The 16,723-nt window shown below is 65.0% G+C and carries 16 protein-coding genes; 4 read left to right on the forward strand and 12 right to left on the reverse strand.

The annotated features are described in order from the left end of the window. Positions 1–2 precede the first annotated feature (2 nt). From ACE10Z_RS03670 to ACE10Z_RS03685, 4 genes are read right to left on the reverse strand one after another with little or no spacing between them, the layout of a single operon-like run. On the reverse strand, positions 3–659 hold the full coding sequence (locus ACE10Z_RS03670; protein ID WP_375786721.1) for a hypothetical protein: 657 nt from the start codon (positions 657–659) through the stop codon (positions 3–5). A gap of 20 nt (positions 660–679) precedes the next feature. Beyond that, positions 680–3,799, reverse strand: coding sequence for an efflux RND transporter permease subunit (locus ACE10Z_RS03675; RefSeq protein ID WP_375786722.1), 3,120 nt, complete (start codon positions 3,797–3,799; stop codon positions 680–682). Continuing rightward, entirely contained in the window at positions 3,796–4,995 is a 1,200-nt protein-coding gene (locus ACE10Z_RS03680) for an efflux RND transporter periplasmic adaptor subunit (RefSeq protein WP_375786723.1), read from the reverse strand. The genes ACE10Z_RS03675 and ACE10Z_RS03680 overlap by 4 nt, the downstream gene beginning before the upstream one ends. Next, entirely contained in the window at positions 4,992–5,531 is a 540-nt protein-coding gene (locus ACE10Z_RS03685; protein WP_375786724.1) for a hypothetical protein, read from the reverse strand. The genes ACE10Z_RS03680 and ACE10Z_RS03685 overlap by 4 nt, the downstream gene beginning before the upstream one ends. A gap of 137 nt (positions 5,532–5,668) precedes the next feature. Here ACE10Z_RS03685 and ACE10Z_RS03690 point away from each other — a divergent pair, with 137 nt between their 5' ends. Then, entirely contained in the window at positions 5,669–6,568 is a 900-nt protein-coding gene (locus ACE10Z_RS03690) for a LysR family transcriptional regulator (RefSeq protein WP_375786725.1), read from the forward strand. Between the two features lie 79 nt (positions 6,569–6,647). On the opposite strand, the gene ACE10Z_RS03695 is transcribed toward ACE10Z_RS03690, so the two are convergent. Both ACE10Z_RS03695 and ACE10Z_RS03700 read right to left on the reverse strand, forming a co-directional pair. Then, complete coding sequence (locus tag ACE10Z_RS03695; protein WP_375786726.1) at positions 6,648–8,249, reverse strand: DHA2 family efflux MFS transporter permease subunit; 1,602 nt, start codon at positions 8,247–8,249, stop codon at positions 6,648–6,650. Next, positions 8,249–9,526, reverse strand: a complete 1,278-nt coding sequence (locus tag ACE10Z_RS03700) for an HlyD family secretion protein (protein ID WP_375786727.1) — start codon at positions 9,524–9,526, stop codon at positions 8,249–8,251. Before ACE10Z_RS03700 ends, ACE10Z_RS03695 begins: the two co-directional genes overlap by 1 nt. Positions 9,527–9,730: 204 nt before the next feature. Here ACE10Z_RS03700 and ACE10Z_RS03705 point away from each other — a divergent pair, with 204 nt between their 5' ends. Continuing rightward, positions 9,731–10,456, forward strand: coding sequence for a TetR/AcrR family transcriptional regulator (locus ACE10Z_RS03705; RefSeq protein ID WP_375786728.1), 726 nt, complete (start codon positions 9,731–9,733; stop codon positions 10,454–10,456). A gap of 46 nt (positions 10,457–10,502) precedes the next feature. Then, a complete protein-coding gene (locus tag ACE10Z_RS03710) occupies positions 10,503–11,435 on the forward strand; it encodes an outer membrane protein (protein WP_375786729.1) in 933 nt (310 codons plus the stop codon). An 83-nt stretch (positions 11,436–11,518) separates the two neighbouring features. On the opposite strand, the gene ACE10Z_RS03715 is transcribed toward ACE10Z_RS03710, so the two are convergent. The 6 genes from ACE10Z_RS03715 to ACE10Z_RS03740 form a co-directional block, all read right to left on the reverse strand. Continuing rightward, positions 11,519–12,235 (reverse strand): dihydrofolate reductase family protein, encoded by a 717-nt coding sequence (locus ACE10Z_RS03715; protein ID WP_375786730.1) that lies wholly within the window; start codon positions 12,233–12,235, stop codon positions 11,519–11,521. 181 nt (positions 12,236–12,416) lie between these two features. Further along, a complete protein-coding gene (gene chrA, locus ACE10Z_RS03720; RefSeq protein ID WP_375786731.1) occupies positions 12,417–13,595 on the reverse strand; it encodes a chromate efflux transporter in 1,179 nt (392 codons plus the stop codon). A 42-nt stretch (positions 13,596–13,637) separates the two neighbouring features. Next, positions 13,638–14,234, reverse strand: coding sequence for a superoxide dismutase (locus ACE10Z_RS03725; RefSeq protein ID WP_375790095.1), 597 nt, complete (start codon positions 14,232–14,234; stop codon positions 13,638–13,640). A gap of 167 nt (positions 14,235–14,401) precedes the next feature. Then, positions 14,402–14,746: a hypothetical protein gene (locus ACE10Z_RS03730; RefSeq protein WP_375786732.1), complete on the reverse strand. Its 345-nt coding sequence runs from the start codon at positions 14,744–14,746 to the stop codon at positions 14,402–14,404. Positions 14,747–14,848: 102 nt separating this feature from the next. After that, positions 14,849–15,667 carry a chromate resistance protein ChrB domain-containing protein gene (locus tag ACE10Z_RS03735; protein WP_375786733.1) on the reverse strand — a complete coding sequence of 273 codons (819 nt, stop codon included), beginning with the start codon at positions 15,665–15,667 and terminating at the stop codon, positions 14,849–14,851. A 239-nt stretch (positions 15,668–15,906) separates the two neighbouring features. Further along, positions 15,907–16,374 (reverse strand): hypothetical protein, encoded by a 468-nt coding sequence (locus ACE10Z_RS03740; protein WP_375786734.1) that lies wholly within the window; start codon positions 16,372–16,374, stop codon positions 15,907–15,909. A gap of 67 nt (positions 16,375–16,441) precedes the next feature. Here ACE10Z_RS03740 and ACE10Z_RS03745 point away from each other — a divergent pair, with 67 nt between their 5' ends. Beyond that, positions 16,442–16,720, forward strand: coding sequence for a metal/formaldehyde-sensitive transcriptional repressor (locus tag ACE10Z_RS03745; protein ID WP_050406339.1), 279 nt, complete (start codon positions 16,442–16,444; stop codon positions 16,718–16,720). Positions 16,721–16,723 lie beyond the last annotated feature (3 nt).

Consider the following 16,723-nt stretch of genomic DNA (forward strand, 5'->3'; position numbering starts at 1 on the left):
GGTCAGGTGGAGAGCGCGTGGCCGGCTCCGATCAGGCGGATCAGCGTGTCGCCCCATAGCGCGCCGAGGATCCCGGTCAACACGAATGCGGTCCAGAATAGCGCGGGACGCGCGATCCGGGCCCATCGGGCCGCAGCCACCGCCGGCAGGCCGATTGCGATGGCAAGGAGCACGATGGACGAGCCGGTCTGGCCGGGGTCCACCACCCAATCGGCCAACGAACTGGCGAATGCCTGCGCCAGCATCGCCACGATCCAGAACGGAGCCTGGTCGCGAACCGAGCCGACGCACAGGAATCCCGTTGTTCCCGCCACCCGGGCCCAGACGATCAGGGCGAGCGCGAACAGCGCCGCCAGCTGGACGGAGGCGACAAGATCACCGATCCCGAGCGAGCGGTCCGCCATATGGGCCAATGCAGCGCTGAGGACCAAGACACCGACCAGCACCGGCCAGAAGGCGATCCGACCCTCACGATCGCGCGCATAAAGGACTCCGATCGACACCACGCCGGCCGCGGCCAGGACGTGGCTCCCCTTGCCCGCGACGACATGGCCTCCGATTTCGCCCAGCACTGCGGCAGCGGTCCGGATCGCCCAGAACCGCAACGCGGCCTCGCGCACTCCGCTCGTCGCTCGCATCTCTATGTGACGCATCTCCATGCGCGCCTCCGCGGTGACGTTCAGGCCGACAATGTCGGATGGGCCGCAGGCTCACCCGAACGGCCGCTGCGCATTCGGTTGATCCATTGGGTCAAGCCGTCGAGATAGATGTACACGACAGGCGTCGTGAACAGCGTCATCAGCTGGGAGACGATCAGCCCGCCGACGATGGCAAAGCCGAGCGGCTGACGCAGCTCAGATCCGGTGCCGGTGCCGATCATCAGCGGGACGCCGCCGAGCATCGCGCACATCGTCGTCATCAGGATCGGGCGGAAGCGCGCCTTGCAGGCCATGTAGACCGACTGTTCGGCGGGGAGATGCTGGTGGCGTTCGGCCTCCAGCGCGAAATCGATCAGCATGATGCCGTTCTTCTGCACGATGCCGATCAGCAGGATGATGCCGACCAGCCCGATCACGTCGAGGCCGAAGCCGAAGGCCCACAGCGCGAGCAGTGCGCCGAGCCCGGCGGACGGCAGGGTCGAGAGAATCGTGATCGGATGGATCGTGCTCTCATAGAGCATGCCGAGGATCAGATAGACCGCGACCACGGCGGCGAGGATCAGGATCGGCGTCGACGCGAGCGCTGCCTGGAACGCCTGCGCATTGCCCTGGAAACTGGTGATCACGGTCGAAGGCACGTGCAGGTCGGCGGTCGCCTTCTGGACGGCTGCGACCGCGGTTCCTACCGCCGTGCCCGGCGCCAGGTTGAAGCTCAACGTGACCGACGGAAACTGGCTCTGGTGGTTCACGGAGAGCGGCGCGGTGCCGTAATCGATGCTCGCGATCTGGCTCAGGGGCACCATCGTGCCTGCGGACGAGCGGACATAGATGCGGTTGAGCGCATAGGGGCCGAGCTGGAACGACGGATCGACCTCGAGGATCACGTAATACGTGTTGAGTGTCGTGAACAGCTGGGCGACGTGACGCTGGCCGAATGAATCATAGAGCGTGTTGTCCACCGCGGCCGGATCGATGCCGAGGCGCGAGGCCGCGTCGCGGTCGATCTGCAGCTTGAGCTGACGCGCGGCGTTGGCCTGGTCGGTGGCGACGTCGGCCAGTTCCGGCAACGTCTTCAGCTTCTGATACAGCTTGCCGGCCCACAGATTGAGCTCGTCCTGGTTCACGTCTGTAAGCGTGAACTGATACTGCGTCTTGGACAGGCGGCTGGCGAGATTGATGTCCTGCGTCGCCTGCATGAACACCGACATCCCCTTGATCTTCTGCAACTCGGTGTCGAGCTGCCGGATCACCTGGTCGGCGGATGCATTGCGCTCGTTGCGCGGCTTCAACAGCACGAACAGGCGGCCGTTGTTCTCGGTCACGGTCGGGCCGCCCGGTCCGATATAGCCGGTCGCATTGGCGACCGAGGGATTCCTGGCGATGACGTCGATGACACTGCGTTGCAGCGTCGCCATCTGCGCCGGCGAGATGTCCGCCGAGGCCTCGGTGATGCCGGTGATCATGCCGGTGTCCTGCTGCGGGAAGAAGCCCTTGGGGATGCCCACGAACAGCAGGCCGGTCACAACGACGCTTGCCAGCATGATCGACAGTGTCGTGGCCTTGTAGCGCAACGCCGTCGCAAGCACGGCCTCGTAGGCCGCCTGGATCGCAACGAAGCCGCGTTCCAGGGCGCGCGACACCGCCCCGGCCTCGGCGCCCTGGTGCGGCGACAGCAGATAGGCGCACATCATCGGCGTCAGCGTCACCGAGACGATCACGGACACCACGATGGCGACGCACACCGTGACGGCGAATTCCTGGAACATGCGGCCGATCACCCCGCCCATCAGCAGCAGCGGAATGAACACCGCGATCAGCGAGACCGAGATCGAGATGATGGTGAAGCCGATCTCGCCGGCGCCCTTCAGCGCGGCCTGCATTGGGGAGAGGCCTTCCTCGATATGCCGCGAGATGTTCTCGATCATCACGATGGCATCGTCGACGACGAAGCCGACTGCGATCGACAGACCCATCAGCGACAGATTGTCGAGGCTGTAGTTGAGCAGATACATCACGCCGAATGTGCCGATCAGCGAGATCGGGACCGAGACCGCGGGGATGATGGTCGCCCACAGATTGCGCAGGAACAGGAAGATCACACCGACCACCAGCGCAATGGTCAGCACTAATGTGAGCTGAACGTCGGCGACGCTGGCGCGGATGGTCTGGGTGCGGTCGGAGGCGATCTGGACCTTGATGTCGGACGGCAGGCTCGACACCAGTTGCGGCAGCAGCTTCTTGATGCCGTCCACCGTGCTGATCACATTGGCGCCGGGCTGGCGCTGGATCGCGAGGATGATGGCGGGCTTGTCGTTGTACCAGCCATGCAGCGTGATGTCCTCGGCCGCCACCACGGCATGCCCGATATCACGCAGGCGGACCGGCGCGCCGTTGCGATAGGCGATGATCAGATCGTCATACTTGCTCGCGACCAGCACCTGGTCGTTGGTGGCGAGCGTATAGGCCTGCTGGCTGCCGTAAAGCACGCCCTTGGGCTGGTTCACGGTGATGTTGCCGAGCGTGGTGCGCAATTGCTCGAGATCGAGCCCCGCGGCGGCGAGCTTGGCCGGATTGACCTGCACCCGGATCGAGGGCTTTTGCATGCCGCCGATGGTGACGAGCGAGACGCCCGGCACCTGCGACAATTTCTGCGCCAGGATGCTGTCGGCATAGTCGTCGACCTTGGTCAGCGGCTCGGTGTCCGACATCAGCGCGATCAGCAGCACCGGCACGTCGGCCGGATTGACCTTGTGGAAGGTCGGCGGTGACGGCATGGTCTTGGGCAATTGCCCCGATGCCGCATCGATCGCGGTCTGCACGTCCTGCGCGGCCGCATCGACGCTGCGGTTCAGCGCGAATTGCAGCGTGATCTGGGTGTTGCCGAGCCCGCTGCTCGAGCTCATGCCGGTCAGGCCTGCGATCTGCCCGAATTGCCGCTCCAGCGGCGTCGCGACCGAGGAGGCCATGGTCTGCGGATCGGCGCCGGGCAGTTGCGCGGTGACCTGGATGGTCGGGGTATCCACCGTCGGCAGCGCCGAGACCGGCAGCCGCACGAAGGCGATCATGCCGACCAGCACGATTGCAATGGCCAGAAAGGCGGTGGCGACGGGCTTGCGGATAAAACCTGCGGAGACGTTCATGGCAGCATCCCTGCGCTGGCGGTGGTTGCGTCCTGGACCTGGTCTTTCTTGTCGTCGGGCACGATCTCGACCGTCGTCCCCGGATTGAGCCGGTACTGACCCGCGGTAACGACGGTCTCGTTCGCCGCGAGGCCCTGCTCGATCAGGACCTGCCCGTCGCGCGATTGGCCGGTCGTGACATTGCGGATGCCGACGACGTTGTTCGCGCCGACCACATAGGCGAAGCTGCCGTCCGGCCCCTGGCGCACCGCCGTCAGCGGCACGGTGAGCGCGTTGTGGCGAACCGCGATCGTCAGATGAACGTTGACGAAGGTGCCGGGCCACAGTGTGTTGCCGGCATTGGGAAAGGATGCCTTGAGCTGCACGGTGCCGCTCGTGCTGTCGACCTGGTTGTTGATCAGCATCAGGCTGCCGTGGTCGAGCTTGCGCTTGTTCTGTGCATCGTAGACGTCGACCGATGCGTCTCCGGACGCCAGCGCCTGCCGCACGCCCGGGATCTCGCCGGACGGCAGCGTGAAGATCACCGCGATCGGTTGCAGCTGGGTGAGAACCACGAGCCCGTTGGTGTCGGTCGGGTGGACGATGTTGCCGGGATCGATGCGGCGGATGCCGGTGACGCCGTCGAACGGCGCGGTGATCGTGGCGAAGCTCAGCTGGGTCTGCGCGGCTTCCAGCGCCGCCTTGTCGAGCGCGACGGTGCCTTCGCCCTGCGTGACCTGCGAATCCTGGGTGTCGAGCAGTTGCTGGGTCGCAAAGCCGCGATTGGCGAGCGGCTGGGTTCGCGCCAGATTGGTCCTGGCGTTCTTCAGGCTCGCCTCGTCGCGCGCCAGCGCGGCCTCGGCCTGGTCGACCTGGGCCTCGTAGACCCGCGGGTCGATCTTGGCGAGCACGTCGCCGCGCTTCACCTGCTTGCCCTCGACGAAATCGACGCTGTCGAGCGTGCCCTGCACCTGGGTGCGTATCGTGGCGGTGTTGATCGGCGTCACCGTGCCGAGCCCTTCGAGCACGATCGGCACGTCATGCTGCAGCACCTTCGCCGCAGTCACCGGAACGGCGGGCGTGGTCGACTTCGACTGGGCCGCTGCCGGGGTCTTGTCCGCTGCGACGTCCGGCCGATGCACGGCATAGGCGCCGGCCCCGATTGCGGCGGCGGCCACCAGGCACGCGCAAGCGATCTTGAAGGTCTTCGATGTCATGGATCGCCAACTCCATCGGTTGTCCGGCGGCCGATGGTTGCGACCAGCTCCAGGACAAAGGTTTCAGTTGCGCTCGCCGCGGCCGCTTCCGCCCCGCGGCCGGCAGCCAGGTCGAGATTGATGATGCGTGCGTCGAGATCGGCAGCGCGCAAACTGCCGATCAAACTGCCTTGCGGCCCTTCGTCGGTGTGATGAACGACAAGCCGGATCGCGGTTGCCGTCGGCACGATGCGAAACGGCAATGCGTCGGCGGCGACGCCGATCGCGACAATGCCGCCGCAGGACAGCTCGTGCCGCAGCGCCAGCTCGAGCATGCGCCGCCCGAGGGGGCCTTCGCCCAGCAGGATCAGTTGCCGCGGGGTCATGCCGAGGCGGTCGAGCGCAGCCGCGACGCCGCTCAGGATGCCGGCATGGCCCGTTTTGCGGAGCTCGACCGGCAGCCACGTCGCCAGTGGCGTGAGCCGGCGCCAGCGCGCGAAGGTTTCAGGCATGGCGATCGATGCGGCACCGGGGGCGACCAGGACGCCGACCAGCACGCGCGCGGTGGCGCGACGGGGCCGGGCTGCGATTGCGCTGTGCGGGCTTTCGGACATGCCCGGAAGCTGGGCCTTGGCACGATATTATACAAATGAATTGTCTTTATCCGCTAATTCATAACGTGCATGATGACGGCATGCGGATGCGCAATCTCGATCTCAATCTCCTGCTGGTGTTCGACGCCGTCATGCGCGAGCGCAGCGTGGTGCGCGCGGCCGGCGCGCTTGCCATCAGCCAGCCCGCCGTGAGCCATGCACTGAACCGGCTCCGTCATGCGCTGAAAGACAGGCTGTTCGTCCGCACGCCGACCGGCATGCTGCCGACGCCGCGGGCGGAAGCGCTGGCGCTGCCGGTCCGCAAGGCGCTCAACGAGTTGCAACTCGCGGTCGAGGGTGATCGTTTCGATCCGACGCAGGCGGAACGGCACTTCACCATTGCCGTCAACAATTATGCCGCCGTGGTCGCCGCCGGCTCGATCATCGCGGCGGTGCGCGCGCAGGCGCCCAAGGTGCGGCTCACGCTGGTGCCGAGCGGGACGTTGAATCTCCCCGACAGGCTCGATCGCGGCGAGCTCGATCTTGCGATCTCCGCCCGCGCGATGGAGGGCGAGCGCTTCGCCTCCTGCCGGTTGATCGAGGACCGCTTCGTCGCGGTGCTCAGGGCCGGTCATCCGGCCTTGCGCAAGAAGCTGACCGGCGAGACGCTGGTCGAGCTGCCGCACCTTGTGATCACCTCCAGCGGCGAAAATCTGGATTTCATCGACGCCTGGCTGCGAGCACGCAAGGCGAGCCGCACCATTGCGACCGATGTCCCCTATCTGTCCGCCGGCGCGGTCCTGGTGCAATCGAACATGGTCGCGATCCTCGGGCGCAAGCTCGCGCTCGAATTCCGCCGCGCCTATCCGATCGAGATGCGGGAGCTGCCGTTCGATGCATCGAAGCTGCAGAGCGTCATGAGCTGGCACCGCCGCTTTGACGATCTGCCGGCGCATCGCTGGTTGAGAGACACGATCATCGCCGCCACGCGCGGCATTTGATCGGCGTCGAGGCGGTCCCGAATGAATGCGCCCGCGCCGGTCCGTGGCGCGGGCGTATCGAGTTGACCTCTACAGCTCGTCAATGGCCGACAGGGGCGGGGCCGCCGAGCTTGACCTTGCGCAAGGTCAGCGCCAGCGGGATCGCCGAGAGCGCGATCAGCATCAGGACCCAGAACGCGTCCATGTAGGACAGGAAAGAGGCCTGGGTCTGCACCTGCTGCCCGATCCACTGGATCGCCTGCTGGTGCGCCTGGGCCAGCGAGTTGCCCTGGGCGACGAAGAAGTCGGTGACCTGATGCAGCGTGTCCTGGTATTGCGGGCTTGACGGCGTCACCTGCTCCACCAGCCGGCTCTGGTGGAACTGCTGGCGATGGGTCAGCACGTTGGAGACGATCGAGACGCCGATCGAGCCGCCGGTGTTGCGCGCCGCGTTGATCAACGCGGAGGCCTGGTCGGTCTTGTCGGGCGGAATGCCGTCATAAGACGCCGCCATGATCGGCACGAAGATCAAGGGCAGGCCGACGCCGATCAACATGCGCGAGCGCGCCATGAACCAGAAGCCGAGATCGCCATACACGTTGGTCATGCTGTACATCGAGGCGGCGATCACCAGCGCGCCGGCGACGATCAGGTATTTCGGCTGCACCTTGGCGGCGAGCCGGCCGACCGCGAACATCATCACCATGGTGACCACGCCGCCAGGCGAGAGCACGAGGCCGGCCCAGGTCGCGGTGTAGCCGAAATCCTGCTGCACCAGTTGCGGCAGGAACTGGGTGGTCGCGAGCAGGATGGCGCCGGTCGCCAGCATCACCAGGAAGCAGGCGCCGAACTGCCGGGTCGCGACCATTCTGAGGTCGATCATCGGACTGCGGCGGGTCATCTCCCACGGGATCATCAGCACGAACGCCGCGGCGCTGATCGCCGCAAAGGTGACGATGAAGGGCGAGCCGAACCAATCGTCCTCGAGGCCGCGGTCGAGCGTCACCTCGAGCGCGCCGAGGAAGGTTGCGACCAGCGCGAAGCCGATGAAGTCAAACGTATTGTCCGGCTGCGCGCCCTTCTGCGCTCCCTTGGCCTTGGCGGGCTCCTGCAACACCGCTGCGATCAGCGCGATCGCGAACACGCCGACCGGGGCGTTGATCAGGAAGCACCAGTGCCAGGACAGATTGTCGGACAGCCAGCCGCCGAGTGTCGGCCCGACCACCGGCGCCACCACCACGGCGATGCCGAACACCGCAAACGCCTGGCCGCGCTTGGCCGGCGGGAACGCGTCGGCGAGGATCGACTGCGCCACCGGAACCATGCCGCCGCCGCCGAGACCCTGCAGGATGCGGAACAGCAGCAGCGCATTCAGATTGGGCGCGAAGCCGCACAGCACTGAGCTCACCGTGAAGATGCCGAGGCAGATCAGGAAGAAGGTCTTGCGGCCCAGCATTCTTGCGAGAAAGCCGGAGGCGGTCAGGATGATGGCGTTGGACACCAGATAGGTCGTGACCACCCAGGAGGCTTCGTCCTCGCTCACGCCCATGCCGCCCGCGATATAGGGCAGCGCGACGTTGGCGATGGTGGTGTCGAGCACCTCCATGAAGCTCGCGAGCGCAACCACGATGGCGATCAGCCAGGGATTGACGGCAACGCTCGGAGCCGGGAAGCCTTTGGCGTCGATTGCGGCCGCGCTCATTACAGCCTCCCAAAATTCAACTTCTCAAGACGCTCGAGCAGCGATGGCGCGGGATTGATCCGCACCGTCGGGACGACAGACATGCCCGGGCCGAGCGCGACGTCGGTCGGCGGGTTGTCCATCACGATCTTCACCGGCACGCGCTGCACGATCTTGACGTAGTTGCCGGTGGCGTTCTGCGCCGGCAGTAGCGAGAACGCGGTGCCCGATCCCGGCTGCACGCTCGCGACATGGCCCTGGATCGCACGTCCGGGATAGGCATCGATCCTCAGCGTCACCTTCTCGCCCGGCCGCATCTGGTCGAGCTGGATCTCCTTGAAGTTCGCAGTGACCCAGGTCTCGTCGGGCACGAACATCGTCAGGTTGGTACCGGCCTGCACGTACTGGCCGACGGCAGCCGAGAGGTTGACGACGCGGCCCGGCTGGGCGGCGGTGACCGTCGTATAGGAGAGATTGAGTTCTGCCTGGTCGCGCTGCGCCTCGGCCTGGGCGAGGTTCGCGACCGCGCTCTTGCGCTGCGCCTTCAGCGATTCCACCTGGCGCTGCGCCAGGTTGAGCGTTGCTTGCGCGCTCAGAACCGCCGACTGCTGCTGATGTAGTTGCGAGGTATATTGCTCGGAATTCTGCACCGTGCCGTAGCCGGTCTGCTCCAGATGCTGGTAGCGCGTCGCCTGCTGCTGGGCGAAGGTCAGCGCCGCCTGGGCCTGGTCCACCTGGGCCTGGTTGGCTGCTATCTGCGCCTGCTGCACGTCGAGCTGCGCGTCGACATTCTGGATGCTGGCCTGCGCGGCGGCGACCTGCGCCTCGGCCTGCGCCAGCGCGACGCGATAGTCGCGGTCGTCGATCCGCGCAATCACGTCACCGGCGGCGATGTGCTGGTTGTCGGTCACCGGAACGGCAGTGATGTAGCCGGAGACTTTCGGCGCGAGCGCGAACTGCCGCGCCGCGATGAAGGCGTCGTCGGTGGATTCGAAATGCCCGGCATAGTCCATGTAGAGGGTGCCGCCGCCGAGCGTGGCGGCGAGCAGCACGGCGCCGATCGCGGAGACCACCGGACGGCGGCGCAGGAAGCCGCGCCGCTGCGGGGCGACTTCCGGCTGGACGGTTTCCGGCGGCGCGGGCTCTTTGCTTGCGGGGCGCTCCTGCGCCGGAGCCCGCGCGGTGACCGCCGGCCGTTCGGATGTGACGTTGGGCTCGTGGGAAGCCGGCGCCGAGGGTGAACCCTCGATGCTCTCGTGCTCTCCTTGGTCGCGCTCCAAAACAGTGTCTTCGAACATGATGGCTGCTCCTGCTGTCGGGCGAGGTCTGCAAGGCCTTCGCAAAAGGGAACGATACCGTTCCGTTCTGTGCGACAAATAGTCTCGCGGCAGCGCAGCGTCAATAGAAACGGAACTGTACCGTTCTATTTACAACTAGATGTGATAGGGTTATCTTGCATGATGTTGCCGGCAGGACCGGCCGATGGAACCCGGGGAAGGCTGATGACCACCAGTACCCTGAAGATGCCGCGGGCGCCCAAGACCAGGGCGACGACCAGGCCGGTCGAGGTGCGCGCCGGCCGGCCGCCGAAGGAATTGGCCGGCGAGGTCGATGCGCGCATCCTCGATGCCGCACGCAAGGTGTTCCTTGAGCGCGGGTTCGAAGGTGCCAGCATCGACGAGATCGCGGAAGCCGCGCGCTCCGGCAAACGCACCATCTATGCGCGCTTCCGCGACAAGCGGGCGCTGTTCACCGAGGTGGTGACGCGGGACATCCTGGCACGCATCGCGGAGTTCAAGGCGGACGCGCCGCTCGGCGCGACGGTGGAGGAGCGCCTCACCAGCGTCGCCTCGACCCTGCTGCACTGGGGCCTCGACGCCGACCGGATCGGCCTGATGCGGCTTGCCATCGCGGAGGCGCATCGCTTCCCGGATCTTGCCGCCACCGTCAACCGCAGGGCGCGCGCGCTCGCCACCGAGCTCGGCGTTCACCTGCTGCGCGACCTGACGCAATCCGACGAGCTAGGCAAGCTGCCGGCCTTCGCGCCGGAGCACCTGCCGACCACGGCACGCCTGTTCCTCGACATCATCGCGGTGCCGATGCTGCACCGGGCTCTGTACGAAGTCGACCTCAAGGCGCTCGATCCGGAGATCGATGAGCACGTCGCGCGCGGCGTCGCGTTCTTCGTCGCGGCGTGCAGGAGCGGCTACCGGTTCGGCGCCGATTGATCCTGGCCGGTCCAGTCAACAGGTTGTGAGCGCGGTCAGTTGCAACTTGGCCACAGATCACAGAAAAGAGAAAAATTCGAATGAGACACGCTGTCGCATTCCTTCCTTCCATCGCAGAGACGTGTATCGCTGGCCTGCAGCAACCGCAAGGGGAATGGAAGTGCGTCGTATTGCAATCGTTGGGACTTGCCTGCTTTTGATTACGCAATTTGCGAACGCGGCGTCAGCCGCTGACCTGCCGGAGCGCAGTTGGACCAAGGCTCCGCCATTGGTGGCTCCCGCGTTCAACTGGTCCGGATTCTACGCCGGCGTGAATGTCGGCGGTGGCTGGTATGATGGTGGGGATATCGCGACAAGCAGCAATGTCGCTTCGCTCGTGCCCCCCGGCAACATCGTCCGTGTGCCCGTTTCGAACAGCAACCAGGCCGGTGTGACCGCTGGTGGACTGCTCGGATACAATTATCAGATCGACAGGGTCGTCCTCGGAGTGGAAGCCGATTTCAACTACGTCGACCTGAAGTCCTCCAGAGGTGGAAGCACCACCGCCGCTTTCCCTGGTGGCGTGACGGGAAATTTCAACATTGCCAACACCAGCAAGATCGACTGGTTCGGCACCGTGCGGGGGCGCATCGGCTTCGTGCCGGCCGAACGTCTGCTGATCTACGCGACAGGTGGTCTGGCCTATGGCGAAGTGAAGACCCACATCGCCAATTCGGCGGCCTTCTCCACGGGCCTCTCGCGGCTCTGGCTTGGCGACAACTCCGACGTCCGCGTCGGTTGGACCGCCGGCGGCGGCCTCGAATATGCCTTCACCAATAACTGGACGCTGCGCGGCGAATATCTCTATGTCGATCTCGGTAGCAGCGGCGCTACGGCGACATTCCAGGGCACGGATCCGCTGCAGAGCCAGATCCGTTACAATGCCAGCCGCGAGAACAGGTTCAGCGTTGCTCGCGCCGCGTTGAGCTACAAGTTCTGACACCGGCTTGAGCAAAGCGCTGCGTTTCCTCTCCCGCACGCGGGAGAGGTGAGGCGGCTATGCGGCCCTCTCTCAGGGATCGCTCAGCCCGGCGCGCGCTCCACCGCGTGGCGCAGCCAGACCATGCCGCCTTCCAGCGTTTCGCAGTGGGTGAGCCGGAGCGACTGCCCGGCGCCGGGGCGGTCGCCAACCGGGCCGTGATAATCGACGATGCTCTGCGATCCGGCGACGCCGTCGACCGCTGGATGGATCAGTGTGCTGAACTCGTCGATCAGTCCCTGCTTGAGGAACGCGCCATTGATCCCGCCGCCGCCTTCGAGCAGCAGCGTCCTGGCGCCGAACAGCGCTGCGAGCTGCGTCATCGCGCTCGCCAGATCGTCGCCCTTGCTGCCTGCAAAAATGTAGGACGCGCCGTCCTCGCGCAGCTCGGCCAGATGGCTGTCAGAGACCTGCTCGCCGAGCACCGCCACGGCGTGATCGCCGCCGACATTGTCCTTGCCGAAATGCACGCGGCCCGACGGATCGATGCCGACAGCCAGCTTGCGGCCGTCGCGGTTGCCGAGATGCGCCTCGCGCGGCACCCTCGGTGGATTGGCGATCTGCCGCTCGGTTCCCTTGGCCATCTCGTTCATGGTGACGCGGCCGATGATCCATCCATCGGCATTGAAGCCGTCATGGATCCTCTCGTAGTGCGAGCGTAGCGCGTCGGCCGGGATGCCGGCGGCGGGCTTGGTGAAGCGGCTGGGATGAAGCCGGCCGTCGATCGACGTGCCCATATGGCAGATGATGTGGGGGCGCATAAGCGGAACTCTTCGGTGGGGATGACAGCGTCGCGGGGCCGGGTGGGGCAGGTCCTGATCTAGAGAGCGGGAGCCGGGTTCTCAACGCCGATAACGCAGCGGTGTTTCAGTTCTGCCTGCCTAACCAGCCGCGGGCCGATATCTGCCGCGTGAAGGACGACGCCGGGGCCCGCGCGTCCGGCTAATGAACCATCACCCAGCTCGGCTGCAGCCACGGATACGCGATCAGGCCGACGACCGCCGTCGCAGCGATCAAGAGCGGATTGCTCACCTTCCAGCGGAACAGGATGGCCAGCGAGACCACGCCGATCAGCGCTGTCAGCCAGTCGCCGATGGCGATCTTGCCGAGCAGGATGCAGGCGCCGAGGATGGTGCCGATCGCTGCTGCATAGGCGCCCTTCACAAAGCCCTGCACGTTGGCATTCCCGCGATGTCGTGCCAGCAGCGGGGCAACGATCAGCACCAGCAGGAACGACGGCAGGAAAATGCCGATCGTGGAGACCAGCGAGCCCCAGAATCCGGCCACGAGGTAGCCGACGAAGGTCGCGGTGATCACCACCGGCCCCGGACTGATCATGCCGATCGCGACCGCGATGAGGAATTGCCGCTCGTCGAGCCAGCCATATTGCTGCACGAGCCCCTGCTCGAGGAACGGCACGATGACGAGGCCGCTGCCGAATGTCAGCGAGCCGGCTTTGAGGAAGAACAGCAACAGTTTCGAGAGCGTGGACCCGCTTGCGACCGGCGCGATCGGACCGGCGGCCACCGGCACGATGGCAATTCCCGGCAGAATCGCAGGCGAGCGTTTGAACGGCTTGCCGTAATAGAGAATGCCCACGATGCCCGCGCCGATGAACAGCAGGGCGACCTCGGCCTGGAGGATGACCGTCACGGCGAGGCAAACCGCCGCGATCGTCCATTGCAGCCAGTCCTCCATGCCGAGCTTGGCAAGCCGGTAACAGGAGTGAAGGATGAGTGCGATCACCGCTGGACTGACGCCGTAGAAGATCGCGGTGACCGGTTGGAGATCGCCAAGGTAGACGTACAGCGCTCCGAGCGAAGCCACGATGACGAAGTTGGGAAGGATGAAGCACCATCCGCCGACCCAGGCGCCCCAGAAGCCGCCGCGAAGCCAGGACACATAGATGCCGACCTGGATCGCCAGCGGTCCCGGAAGCGATTGGCAGATGGCAATCGATTCCTTCATCTCAGCCTTGGTCAGCCATTTCTTGCCGTCGACCAGTTCCCGCTCCATCTGCCCGACAAGCGCGACCGGGCCGCCAAAGCCGAGAAAGCCGAGGCGCAGGAAATAGCGTGCCAGTTCCGCCAATTGGCTGCGCTGCGAGGGCGTTGGTGTCATTCCTGAAAGATCTCCCTGGAAAGAAATTTCCCGCGTCTCTCCTCAAGCCTCTTTCGAATATTGCTCGTACAATCTGGCCGCGTTGTCCCAGCGGATGGCTTCCATGTAGATGTCGACATAGCGGGCCGCCGCGGCCCCGAAGTCCATGTGATAGGCGTGCTCGTACATATCGAGCACTAGGACCGGACGGCCGCCGGCGAGTGTCGTCGTGTGGTCGGCAGCCCATTGGTTGACGAGCCGCTTGTCGCGGGGCGAGTAGGCGAGAATCACCCAACCCGAACCGCCGCCTTCCGCTTTGCCCATGGCCGCAAATTCGGTCCGCCAGCGCTCCATACCGCCGAAGTCGCGCGCGATTGCCTGGGCAAGCGCGCCGCCCGGTTTGCCCGCGCCGCCGAGCCCGTCGAAATAGACCTCATGCAGGATCATCGAGTTCGCTGCGATCAGCTCCTCGCGCTTCAGGCCGTTGATCACAAAGTTCGGTGCCTTGGCGAAGTCGAGTTCGGCAAGCTGCGTGCCGATGGCGTTGAGCCGCTTCACGGCGCCGACGTAGTTATTCTCGTAGTGGCTGACGAGTATCTTCTCCGAGATGCCGCTGATCGATTTTGGATCGAACGGCATCGGCTTTGCCTGATAGGACATGGCTTTGGCTCCTGTCTGCGGGGTGGCTTCGGCCGCGGCCTGGTTGACGCCAAGCACGGTTGCAGATGCTGCGGCTACGCCAGCCGCCGTGATGAAGTCCCGGCGTCCGGTGTTGATGGTCATCGGCTTCTCCCAATGTTGAACGGTGATTGCTTGCGATCGCGGCTCTATTGCTTCGTGAGCCCGACGATGGTCGGGAATCCCGAGATGGTTTGCACCGAGATTTCGACGGGATCGCCGAAGCGGACGGCATTGAAGATCAAGCCGTCCTGAACCTTGAACGGCTCCGTTCTGCCTGCGGCCAGGCGTATCAGCAGCGTGTCGTTGCGTTCATCGACACGATCGACGACACCGCGCAGGGTCCGGGCCGCCGGCGTTAGGACCGCAGCTGCATTTGCGTCGCTGCCAGCCTGAAGTTTCGCGACCAGCTCGTCATGGGTCAGGGCACGGGCGGGCACGGTGATGCTCGCGATCGTGAACGCTAGAATCAGGGAGAGAATTCGCTTCTGCATGGTTGTTCTCCTGGCCTTATTGCGCTGCCCCAGGTTTTTTCAGGTGCGCGGCTGTCGGCTCAGATCACGCCCGCTAGCCGTACGAGGACGAAGATCGCAATGTCATGGCTTCACCTTGCTGGTCGGCCAGTTGTGCGTCTCCCTGGTCGCGTCGCGGCACCAGCGATAGAAGGCGTCGTAGAGCAGCATGCCGGCGCTCAATTGTTCGAGGTCGTCGTCGAACATGCGCGACAGGCCGAGCGAAGCGGCGAGCAGGCCCGGCGCCTCCGGCGAAAGGTCGAGCCGCGCGGTATCCGCCGCCCGCACCATTGTCGCGAGCCGCTCCAGTGCGGGCGTCGACAGGCCGAACTCCCTGACCATTACGTCGAAGGTGCAGAGCTCGCCGCGATGGCTCCAGAACACATTCTCGATATCGAACGGCGTGGCGTCGAAGCGTTCGGCGACGGCCTCGACTTCCGCTGATGTGACGAACAGGAACACCGCCGCGGGATCGACAAAGCGGCGGATCAGCCACGGGCAGGCGATGCGATCGATCTTCGGCCGCGATCGCGTCACCCAGACGGTGCGACCGCGCCCGTCGCGTTTCGGAATCCTGTCGACAGGAACCGTCGGAAGCTCCGCTGCCTTCCAGGCGAGGTGGCCGCCCTCGAGGACTTCGGCAGCAATGCTGCCGCATCGAAGCCAGGCGGCGGTGCCTTCGCTGATCTTCTGTCCCTTCTGGCAGATCACGACCACGGACTGGCCGGGAAGGCGGGGAGCCCAGTCCTGGACGTCGAGATGGGAGTGTCGGATCGCCCCCGGGATCAGGCGCGGATCGGCGGCGAAATCCTCATCGAGGCGAACGTCGACGAGCGTCGGCGCTTTGGCGGTGCCGATGAGACGAGACAGTTTTTCGGATGAGATCGATGTGTATGACGACATGGTGCGTCCTTGGTGAACAGGACGCGATTCTTGGGCATGTCGCCTCGCGGGGAGATCGCACATCCCCGTGCCCTGGAATTAAGACCTTGTGTTGATCGATGTCAACCGGCGTGCGCCGCGGTCACAAGCGAAACGTCCTGGTCACTGTCACAAACAGTTCAGCCGCGCGGCTTGGAACAATGTCTCGACCTCAGCGCAAGACATCACGCGAGACACACACTCGTCAGGATCGCTGCGATCTAGAAGCCGCAATCCGTGAATTGTTTTCCGCCGACGTGAAATCGCGAGCCTTGCTCGACGAAGTCGACGTCCAGGCACTGGTTGCCCCGACGGAATGCGCCGATGCCGTTGCAGCGGAGATATTCGAGGTTTATCCGCCAGCGCTTCTCACGTGGCGAATAGGTCGCGAAGTCGTGTTGGGCGCTGGCGGGTCCTCTGCAAATCCCTGCGATGTATTGCCGGACTTCGGACGGCAAATTGTCGATGTGATCGGAATTCCAGGGGCCATCATTGTGCCCGATGCTGCTCTTGGACATGGCCGGCAGCACGCTCGAAAGCAGGAACGGGAGAGCCAACATCAGGATGTGGACTTTCACGCGGCGCCTCCTTGCTTGTCCCGTTAGCCTTGTTGTTGGTTTGATCTGATTCAATGCCGTTCGCGCCGCAATGTAAAGCGCGGGCAACGCCACCAGCGTGGGTGCGGCCACGCCCGCGCCTCTCCAGCCGGGCCTCAAGCCGGTTGACTAATATAGGGTACCCCCCTATGTTATAAACATGTCGCACACGATCAAGCACAAGTCCAAGCTCGTCGGCCGGGTTCGCCGCATCAAGGGTCAGCTGGAGGCGGTCGAGCGGGCACTGGAGTCCGAGCTCGGCTGTGCCGACGTGTTGATGCTGGTGGCCTCGGTTCGCGGCGCCATCAATGGGCTCACTGCGGAACTGCTCGAGGATCACATCCGCCATCACGTGGTGGACCCTGCCCGGGAAAAGGATCCCGAGAGAGCGCAGGGCGCCGCCGACCTGATCGACGTCGTTCGTACCTATTTGAAGTGAAGC

It is taken from the genome of Bradyrhizobium sp. Pha-3, assembly GCF_042258615.1.
In the GTDB taxonomy this organism is placed as follows: domain Bacteria; phylum Pseudomonadota; class Alphaproteobacteria; order Rhizobiales; family Xanthobacteraceae; genus Bradyrhizobium.